The sequence below is a fragment of the Rhodopila sp. genome (assembly GCF_035548235.1).
Taxonomy (GTDB): Bacteria; Pseudomonadota; Alphaproteobacteria; order Acetobacterales; family Acetobacteraceae; genus Rhodopila.
Genome location: NZ_DASZTJ010000062.1, coordinates 1 through 9,198 on the forward strand (window position 1 = coordinate 1; position 9,198 = coordinate 9,198).

The 9,198-nt window shown below is 66.6% G+C and carries 5 protein-coding genes and 1 pseudogene; 5 read left to right on the plus strand and 1 reads right to left on the minus strand.

Annotated elements, in window-relative coordinates:
- The 5 genes from gltB to phnE form a co-directional block, all read left to right on the plus strand.
- On the plus strand, positions 1-4,217 hold a 4,217-nt coding region (gene gltB, locus VHB27_RS05315; protein ID WP_325597934.1), incomplete at its 5' end, for a glutamate synthase large subunit.
- Between the two features lie 172 nt (positions 4,218-4,389).
- Positions 4,390-5,841, plus strand: coding sequence for a glutamate synthase subunit beta (locus tag VHB27_RS05320; RefSeq protein WP_325597936.1), 1,452 nt, complete (start codon positions 4,390-4,392; stop codon positions 5,839-5,841).
- A gap of 240 nt (positions 5,842-6,081) precedes the next feature.
- Positions 6,082-6,984 carry a phosphate/phosphite/phosphonate ABC transporter substrate-binding protein gene (locus tag VHB27_RS05325; RefSeq protein WP_325597938.1) on the plus strand — a complete coding sequence of 301 codons (903 nt, stop codon included), beginning with the start codon at positions 6,082-6,084 and terminating at the stop codon, positions 6,982-6,984.
- Positions 6,985-7,043: 59 nt separating this feature from the next.
- Entirely contained in the window at positions 7,044-7,763 is a 720-nt protein-coding gene (locus VHB27_RS05330) for a phosphonate ABC transporter ATP-binding protein (RefSeq protein ID WP_325597940.1), read from the plus strand.
- Positions 7,760-8,611 carry a phosphonate ABC transporter, permease protein PhnE gene (gene phnE / locus VHB27_RS05335; protein WP_325597942.1) on the plus strand — a complete coding sequence of 284 codons (852 nt, stop codon included), beginning with the start codon at positions 7,760-7,762 and terminating at the stop codon, positions 8,609-8,611. The genes VHB27_RS05330 and phnE overlap by 4 nt, the downstream gene beginning before the upstream one ends.
- Positions 8,612-8,704: 93 nt before the next feature.
- On the opposite strand, the pseudogene VHB27_RS05340 reads toward phnE, so the two are convergent.
- Positions 8,705-9,198, minus strand: a pseudogene (locus VHB27_RS05340) (hydantoinase/oxoprolinase family protein); the annotation flags it as partial.

Genomic DNA, 9,198 nt, shown 5'->3' on the forward strand with positions numbered 1-9,198 from the left:
CTGTGATCCGCCAGGCGATCGGCGCATCCAACATGGCGATCCGCGACCAGGATGGGTTCGAGCGGAAACTCCTGGCGATCCGCAAGCAGATCCTGAACAACCTGCGCCAGTTCGCCGAAAGGCGGAACATGCCGGGGGTGATGGAACTGTACATGCCGTCCTTCTCGACCCGGACGGTGGTGTACAAGGGGCTGTTGCTGGCGACCCAGGTCGGCAGCTTCTACGAGGACCTGCGCAACCCGCTGACCGTTTCGGCCCTGGCGCTGGTGCACCAGCGTTTCTCAACCAATACGTTCCCGTCCTGGAAACTGGCACACCCGTACCGGTTCCTGGCCCATAACGGGGAGATCAACACCGTCCGCGGCAACGTCAACTGGATGTACGCCCGCCGCCGCTCCATGGAATCCGATCTGCTCGGTCCCGATCTGAACAAGATGTGGCCGATCATCCCGCACGGCCAGTCGGACACCGCCTGCATCGACAACGCGTTGGAATTGCTGGTGGCCGGCGGCTACAAGCTCGCGCATGCGATGATGATGCTGATCCCGGAGGCCTGGGCGCACGATCCGCTGATGGACCCCAAGCGCCGCGCGTTCTACGAATATTACGCCGCGCTGATGGAACCGTGGGACGGCCCCGCCGCCATCGCCTTCACCGATGGCCGGCAGATCGGCGCGACGCTCGACCGCAACGGCCTGCGTCCCGCGCGGTATGTGGTCACCGACGACGACATGGTGATCCTGGCCTCCGAGTCCGGCGTGCTGCCGGTGCCGGAGAAGAAAATCATCCGCAAGTGGCGCCTGCAGCCCGGCAAGATGCTGCTGATCGACCTGGAAGAGGGGCGGATCATCTCGGACGACGAGATCAAGCAGACCCTGGCGGACGCGCATCCTTACGGCGAATGGCTGGAAAAGACCCAGTTCAAGCTCGAAACCCTGGATGCGCCGGAGGATATGTCCGAAGCGCATCGGCCGAACGATCCGGACACGCTGCTGAAGCACCAGCAGGCCTTCGGCTATACGCAGGAGGACGTTCAGTTCTTCCTCGAACCGATGGGACTCAACGGCGACGATCCCGTCGGCTCGATGGGCACCGACACGCCGCTGGCAGTGCTGTCGGACAAGCCCAAGCTGCTGTTCAACTACTTCAAGCAGAACTTCGCCCAGGTCACCAATCCGCCGATCGACCCGATCCGCGAGGAATTGGTGATGTCGCTGGTGACCATCATCGGGCCGCGCCCGAACCTTCTGGGTCATCACGCCGGCAACCATTACCGGCTGGAGGTGTCGCAGCCGATCCTGACCAACGCCGACCTGGAGAAGATCAAGGACATCGAAAACCTGGCCGGCGGCGCGTTCCGCACCCAGACGATCGACACCACCTGGCCGGCGGAGGCCGGCGCGGACGGGATGGAGAAAGCCGTCGCCCGCATCTGCCAGGAAGCGACCGAAGCGGTGCTGGCCGACTTCAACATCCTGATCCTGTCCGATCGCGCCGTCGGTCCGGACCGCATCCCGGTGCCGTCGCTGCTGGCCACCGCCGCGGTCCACCACCACCTGATCCGCCAGGGCCTGCGCATGTCCACCGGCATCGTGGTGGAAACCGGCGAAGCGCGGGAAGTGCACCACTTCTGCGTCCTGGCCGGCTACGGCGCCGAGGCGGTCAATCCGTACCTGGCATTCGAGACGCTGGAGCAGATCCGCACCACGTCGAAGATGAACAAGTCGGCCTATGACGTCCGCAAGAACTACATGAAGGCGGTCGGCAAGGGCATGATGAAGGTGATGTCGAAGATGGGCATCTCCACGCTGCAATCCTATTGCGGCGCGCAGATCTTCGACGCCGTGGGCCTGTCGTCGGAGTTCGTGGAGAAGTGCTTCACCCGCACCGCCACCACGATCGAAGGCGTCGGCTTCCCCGAGATCGCGGCCGAGGCCGTCGCCCGCCACAAGGCGGCATACGGGCACAACCCGATCTATCGCGGCATGCTGGATGTCGGCGGCGACTACGCTTTCCGCCTGCGCGGCGAGGCACATGCCTGGACGCCGGAAACCATCTCCAAGCTGCAGCACGCCGTCCGCGGCAACCTGCCCGCCGAGTTCCACGCCTTCACCCGGCAGATCGACGAGCAGAGCGAGCGGCTGCTGACCATCCGCGGCCTGATGAACCTGAAGTTCGTGGAAAACCCGGTCCCGATCGACGAGGTCGAACCAGCCAAGGAAATCGTCAAGCGCTTCGCCACCGGCGCCATGAGCTTCGGGTCCATCTCCCGCGAGGCGCACACCACGCTGGCGATCGCAATGAACCGCATCGGCGGCAAGTCCAACACCGGCGAAGGCGGCGAAGAGGCCGACCGCTACAAGAAGCTGCCGAACGGCGATTCCGAGCGCTCCGCCATCAAGCAGGTGGCGTCGGGCCGGTTCGGCGTCACCACCGAATACCTGGTCAACGCCGACGACATCCAGATCAAGATGGCGCAGGGCGCGAAGCCGGGCGAAGGCGGGCAGCTTCCCGGCCACAAGGTGGATCGCAACATCGCCCGCGTACGCTACTCGACGCCGGGCGTGGGGCTGATCTCGCCGCCGCCGCATCACGACATCTACTCGATCGAGGACCTCGCGCAGCTCATCCACGACCTGAAGAACACCAATCCCAGGGCGCGGGTCTCGGTGAAGCTGGTCGCGGAAGTCGGCGTCGGCACGGTCGCGGCCGGCGTCGCCAAGGCGCGGGCCGACCATGTGACGATCTCGGGGTTCGAAGGCGGCACCGGGGCGTCTCCGCTGACCTCTCTCACCCATGCGGGTTCGCCGTGGGAGATCGGACTGGCCGAGACGCAGCAGACGCTGGTGCTGAACGGGCTGCGCTCGCGCATCTCGGTGCAGGTCGATGGCGGGCTGCGCACCGGGCGGGACGTGGTGATCGGCGCGCTGCTGGGGGCCGACGAGTTCGGCTTCGCCACCGCGCCGCTGATCGCCGCGGGCTGCATCATGATGCGCAAATGCCACCTGAACACCTGCCCGGTCGGCGTGGCGACCCAGGACCCGGTGCTGCGCAAGCGCTTCACCGGCCAGCCGGAGCACGTCATCAACTTCTTCTTCTTCATCGCCGAAGAAGTGCGCCAGTTGATGGCGAAACTGGGCTTCCGCACCTTCAACGAAATGATCGGCCAGGTCGGCAGGCTGGATATGCGCCGGGCGGTTGAGCACTGGAAGGCGCACGGGGTGGATCTGTCGAAGATCCTGTACCAGCCGGAGATCAAGCCCGGCATCGGCATCCACCGCACCGAGGCGCAGAACCACCACCTCGACAAGGCGCTGGATCAGGTGCTGATCAAGGAAGCCGCACCGGCGCTGGAAAGCCAGACCCCGGTCCGGCTGGAGCATCCGATCCGCAACATCAACCGCACCGTCGGCGCCATGCTGTCGGGCGAGGTCGCTCGGCTCTACGGCCATGCCGGCCTGCCGGAGGACACGATCTCCGTCCATCTGACCGGCAATGCCGGGCAGAGCTTCGGGGCGTTCCTGGCGCGCGGCGTGTCGCTCTACCTGGACGGCGACGCCAACGACTATGTCGGCAAGGGCCTGTCCGGCGGGCGCGTGGTGGTGAAACAGCCGCCCGGCGTCAGCCGCGACCCGACGAAGAACATCATCGTCGGCAACACGGTCCTGTACGGCGCGATCGCCGGCGAAGCCTATTTCCACGGCGTCGCGGGCGAGCGGTTCGCGGTGCGCAACTCGGGCGCCGTCGCCGTCGTCGAGGGCTGCGGCGACCACGGCTGCGAGTACATGACAGGCGGCGTGGTCGTGGTCCTGGGCGACACCGGACGCAACTTCGCGGCCGGCATGTCGGGCGGCATCGCCTATGTCTATGACGCAAGCGGCACGTTCTCCAAGCTGTGCAACATGGCAGGCGTGGAGATCGAGACGGTCGGCGCCTCGGAACTCGGCCTCGCCGACGACGCCGGGCGGCCGCGCCAGCGCTCCGCCAGCGTCGATGACAACGGCATGGGCGATCCGCTGCGCTTCGATGCGGAGCGCCTGCGCATCCTGGTCGAACGCCACCTGCTGTTCACCGGCAGCAGCCGTGCGAGGTCGCTGTTGGATGACTGGGACACGGCACTGCCGCACTTCGTGAAGGTCATGCCGCGCGACTACAAGCGCGCGCTGCTCGACATGAAGAAGGAACAGGCGGCCGCTGCGACCGTGGCGGCGGAGTAACGTCCTCTCCGTGATGGCCGGCCCTGTCCCGGCCATCCACACCTTGCGGGGCTGAGAGAGCCAAAGGCGTGGATGGCAGGGCCAAGCCCGGCCATGACACGCAGCGTAGGAAACGATTGACGATAACGATGCCCCCGACCGGCAATCGGCGACCGGGCATCTGGAGACGAAGATGGGCAAGATCACAGGCTTTCTCGAAATCGACCGCCAGGACCGCGGCTACGAGAAACCCGAACAGCGCCTGAAGACCTTCAAGGAATTCATCAAGCCGCTGTCCGCCGAGGCGCTGAACAGCCAGGCGGCACGCTGCATGGATTGCGGCATCCCGTTCTGCCACAACGGCTGTCCGGTGAATAACCAGATCCCCGACTGGAACAACCTGGTGTACCGGGAGCAGTGGGAGCAGGCCTGCGTCAACCTGCATTCCACCAACAACTTCCCGGAATTCACCGGCCGCATCTGTCCCGCGCCCTGCGAGGCCGCCTGCACGCTGAACATCGACGACAACCCGGTGACAATCAAAACGATCGAATGCGCCATCGTCGATCGCGGCTGGGAAGAGGGTTGGATCAGGCCGATCCCGGCCGAGATGTCGACCGGCAAGCGGGTCGCCGTCGTCGGCTCCGGCCCTGCCGGCATGGCCTGCTCGCAGCAGCTTGCCCGCGCCGGGCACGCAGTGACACTGATCGATAAGCAGGATCGCATCGGCGGCCTGCTGCGCTATGGCATCCCCGACTTCAAGATGGAAAAGCACCTGATCGACCGCCGCATGAAGCAGATGGCGGGCGAGGGCGTCTCCTTCCAGACCGGCGTCGAGGTCGGCAAGGACGTCACCGTCGACCAGTTGCTGGCCGAGTACGACGCTGTGGTGCTGACCGGCGGGGCCGAATGGCCGCGCAACCTGGATGTCGACGGCCGCGACCTGGACGGCATCCATTATGCCATGGACTTCCTGACCCAGCAGAACAAGCGCGATGCCGGCGACGACGAAACCGTTGCCGCACCCGCCGGCACGATCTCCGCGAAGGGCAAGCATGTCGTCGTCATCGGCGGTGGCGATACCGGGTCGGACTGCATCGGCACCTCGCTCCGTCAGGGGGCGGCCAAGGTGACCCAGATCGAGATCATGCCCAAGCCGCCGGTGAGGGAGAACAAGGCGATGGTCTGGCCGGATTGGCCGACCAAGCTGCGGTCGTCCCACGCGCATGAGGAAGGCTGCGAGCGCGACTGGGCCGTGCTGACCAAGTCCGCGGTCGGGGAAAACGGCAAGATCACCGCGCTGAACTGCGCGCGCGCGGAATGGGACCGCACCCCGGACGGCCGGATGACGATGAAGGAAGTCCCGAACAGCGCGTTCCAGATCAAGGCGGACCTGGTGCTGCTGGCGATGGGCTTCCTGGGTCCCCGGCGCGGCGACCTGCTGACCCAGGCGGGTGTCGAGTTGGATCAGCGCGGCAACGTGCTGGCGAACACGGTCGAGTACAAGACCTCGCGGGAGAAACTGTTCTCCGCCGGCGACATGCGCCGCGGCCAGTCGCTCGTGGTGTGGGCCATCCGCGAGGGCCGGCAATGCGCGCGGGCGGTGGACCAGTTCCTGATGGGGACAAGCACGCTGCCGCGATAGGCTCGTTGCCATTCCGTCACGGCCCGGCTTGACCGGGCCATCTTTTTCCGGGGGCCCAGGATGGTCCGGTCAAACCGGGCCGTGACGGCGGAAACCCCACAACTTCCGCATCTATTCCGACAAGTAACGACGTCATCCGCTGCCACGCCCCGCGGCGGCCCAAGTTCATGAACACGTCACAGACCCCGCCCCGCCCCCGCGGTTAAGAGGCTTGCAACCAATCAAGCCAAGGGGACCGACGTGAAGCTCACCTTCCGCTGCATGCTGATGGCCACCGCCATCACAGCCGCTGCCGCCGCGCCGTCGGCGTTCGCCGCCAATGCCGACTGCCCCAACGGGGGCACTGTCCGGTTCGGCGTCGAACCGTTCGATACCTCGGCCAAGCTGGTGCCGATCTATGGCCATATCGGCAAGCTGCTGGGCGAGAAGATCGGCTGCGACGTCCAGGTCTACGTCGCCACCAACTACAACGCCGAGATCGAAGCCATGCGCAACGGCAAGCTGGAGGTCGGCGAGTTCGGTCCCCTCGGCTATGTCCTCGCGCACCAGGTCGCCAAGGCCGAAGCGGTCGCCGCCTTCGCCGACAAGGATGGCAAACCGGATCATTACTGGGCCAGCCTGGTGACCACGCCCAACACCGGCATCAAGACGGTGGCCGAGATCAAGGGCCATACCTTTGCCTTCTCCGATCCCGCATCGACCTCGGGCCATCTGTTCCCGGCCTATGGCCTGCGCAAGGCCGGTCTCGATCCGGACAAGGACATCAAGGCGCTCTACGCCGGCAGCCACACCGCTTCCTATGAGGCGCTGTACAACCACAAGGTCGATGCCGGCGAGCTGAACAGCGAGCAGTTGGAGTCGGCCACGCAGCGCGGTCACTACAAGGAAGGCGACATCGTCTTCCTGTGGAAGTCCGACCCGATCCCGACCGATCCGATCACCGTTCGCGGCGACCTGCCGGAAGGCTTCAAGAAGCGGCTGATCGCGGCGCTGCAAACGCTGGACCTGTCCTCGCTGCCCGAGGCTGACCGCAAGATCATGGGCCTGGGCGGCCAGCGTTTCGTGCCGCAGACCGACGCGGCCTATGACGGCATCCGCGACCTGGTGAAGACGCTCAACATCGATCTGGAAAAACTGTCCTGATCGGCGCCGGCACCGCCGCGGGGTCCCATGGCGCGCGCCTGGGGGTGCGTGGCCTGGCGATGCGATACCCGAACGGGACAGAGGCCCTCCGCGGCCTCGACCTCGAGGTTCGGGCAGGCGAGTTGGTCGTCATCCTGGGTGGGAACGGTTGCGGCAAGACCACGCTGCTGCGTTCGATCACCAGGGCGGTCAAGCCGACGGCGGGACAGGTCTGGCTGAACGGCCGCGACCTTGTCTCCCTCGAAGGCGAAGCGCTCCGGTCCGCTCGGATGGACCTCGCGATGATATGGCAGCAGGCCAACCTGGTCCGCCGACGCAGCGTCATTGCCAACATCGCCTGCGGCGCGCTGGGCCGGAACCGCACCTGGTGGACCGCCCTGGGCGGGTTGCCCAACGCCGAACTGCCTGCCGCGTATGAAGCGTTGGGACAGGTTGGGCTCGCGCACCTGGCGCCGCAGCGCGCCGGCACGCTGTCGGGCGGCCAGGCGCAACGCGTATCCATCGCGCGGGCGCTGATGCAGCGACCCTCGGTGCTGCTGGCCGACGAACCGGTTGCCAGCCTGGACCCCGAGGCCGCCACGGACATCATGCGGCTGCTGCAACGGCTGGCGCGGCACGACGGCCTCGCGGTGCTGTGCGTGCTGCACCAGGTCGACCTCGCTTTCGGGTTCGCCGACAGGATCGTCGGCATGCGGGCTGGCCGAGCGGTGTTCGACCGGCCGACCGGCGGAGTTTCCTCGGACGAGGTTCAGGAACTCTATCAAAAGAGGGCAGCATGAGCGGCGCGGCGGACACCCCAATCCAGGATATCGGCCTCGGCCAGTCTCGTTCCGCCCGGTTGGCCCCGGTGCGGGCGTCGATGCTGACCTCCATGGGCATCGCGATCCGCAGCGTGATCGTCGTGCTCGGACTGGCGATCGTCGTGCAGTCGCTGATCGTGGTGCAGGCCCGGCCGCAAGACCTGATCACCGGGTTCCACGGCATGGTGGACATGATCCGGCGTGCGACGCCGCCTGATTTTTCCAAGCTTCCGGACGCGGTCTGGCCGACGCTGGAAACGATCGACATCGCGATCTTCGGCACGCTGGGCGGCATCGTGCTGGCGCTGCCGCTGTCGGTGTTGGCGGCCGCCAACGTGTCGCCGGCGCGCTGGCTGTATCACCTGGCGCGCGGCCTGATCGGTTTCGCCCGCGCGGTGCCGGACCTGGTTTGGGCGCTGCTGTTCGTGACGGCGGTGGGATTGGGCCCCTTCCCCGGCGGCCTGGCACTGGCGGTCCACTCGCTCGGCATGCTGGGGCGGCTGTTCGCCGAAACGATCGAGAACATGGATATGGCCCCGATCGACGCCCTGTCGCTGACGGGTGCGAGCCGATTGCAGGTCTTCACGCACGGCGTCATGCCGACGGTCCTGCCAGCCGTGGCTGGGATCGGTTTGTACCGGCTGGACGAAAACATCCGCTCGTCGCTGGTGCTGGGCTTCGTCGGCGCGGGGGGCATCGGGTTTCAGTTGCTGACGGCGATGAACCTGTTTCAGTACCGGGAGGTCTCCCTGCTGCTGATCATCGTGTTCGTCCTGGTGTTCCTGGCCGAACGGCTATCAGCGATCTGCCGCGCGCGGCTGGCGTAGGGGCGGGTCCGGTCGGTCTTTCCCTTCGGTCAGGGCTGCCCATTCCCATCTCCGGTCTCCCGTCAGGCCGCTTTCTGGCTTGACGGAGCAGACTTACCCGCCTTCCCCGCGCCGCAGCACCAGCATCCCCGTCTCGTGCATCGTCCCACGCCAGCCCGGCGGCACCAGCGTCGTTGCGTCGAGTTGCGTCACGATCGCCGGTCCGTTGAACCAGTCCCCGGCCCCCATCGCCGTGCGATCGTAGATCGCGGCCTGGCGGGCTCCGGTCTCCAGGTGTATCTCCGAATGGCCCGCCGGCTTCGCCCCCTGCCCTCTCGGCAGCATCGACCGCGCCGGCGCGTCCAGGATTCCCGCCGCGTCCACCCGGACCGTGACCAGCCTCACCGGGGAGGTCAGGTTGAAGCCATAGAGCCGCTTGTGCGCCGTGGCGAAGGCCGCCTCGGTCGCCGCCAGCGTCCCGGCCCAAGGCACGGAAAGCTCCGAACCCTGCCCTTCGTAGCACATCAGCACCGTCCGTCCGGTGCGGCGGTTGGTCTCGGCGACCGCCTCCTCCGCCAGCCACGCGGCTGCATCCGCTTCGAGTTCCG

Bases quoted from the DNA above. Each gene is read 5' to 3' on its own strand.
- VHB27_RS05320 (WP_325597936.1), top strand. From the start codon at position 4,390: ATGGGCAAGATCACAGGCTTTCTCGAAATCGACCGCCAGGACCGCGGC.
- VHB27_RS05330 (WP_325597940.1), top strand. From the start codon at position 7,044: ATGCGATACCCGAACGGGACAGAGGCCCTCCGCGGCCTCGACCTCGAG.
- phnE (WP_325597942.1), top strand. From the start codon at position 7,760: ATGAGCGGCGCGGCGGACACCCCAATCCAGGATATCGGCCTCGGCCAG.